This window comes from Bacillus sp. P4_D3 (assembly GCF_056401855.1).
Map to the genome: position 1 here is coordinate 1 of NZ_JBFUIN010001273.1, position 591 is coordinate 591.

Sequence of the window (591 nt, forward strand, 5' to 3'; positions counted from 1 at the left end):
TGTTGTAGTAGTTGTCATATACCCTAGTCCCCCTTTAATTGGTTCTGATGATATTGTATCAGTTTTTTGTATTTTCTGCACTTTTTTACCTCCTAAAAATTTTTTGATTTCGTTATACGTTTTTTAACATAAATACCCATAAGAACGTTAACGATTGTTGTAACTCTGTAGGTAGTTGACCTAACATCTTCTCATTTACTCCGCGCTTATATACGCCGGTGCCATCTACAACTTCAAATCCTTGTTCTTTTGCTAACTGTTCAAATTCCCAAGGCATCATCGTATTGCAAACAACATCTTTGCCGTATAGACGCGGATAACTATTCTCTCTCGGTTTTGCTGTCGGTCCTAAAATTGCAATACATGCGTATCCATCTTTCTTTAAAACACGCTTTATTTCATTTAATGCTCGCAATGGCTCCTCGGTCCATTCTAAAGAATTAATTGCCATAATTGCTTCAAATTTCTCATTTTCAAATGGTAATGAAGAAAGATCACCTTTTATAAAAGATAAGTTTGGGCCTTCTCCGCGTTCCTTACCCTTTTGAATCATAACTTCCGATAAGTCCACCCCAACCGCTTTGTACCCAG

General features: G+C 36.9%; 1 protein-coding gene. It reads right to left on the reverse strand.

What is annotated here, in order from left to right; all coding sequences use genetic code 11:
- Positions 1-112: 112 nt before the first annotated feature.
- Positions 113-591 (reverse strand): class I SAM-dependent methyltransferase (locus tag AC1DTM_RS30760; protein WP_477001740.1); only part of this gene is annotated, 479 nt, incomplete at its 5' end.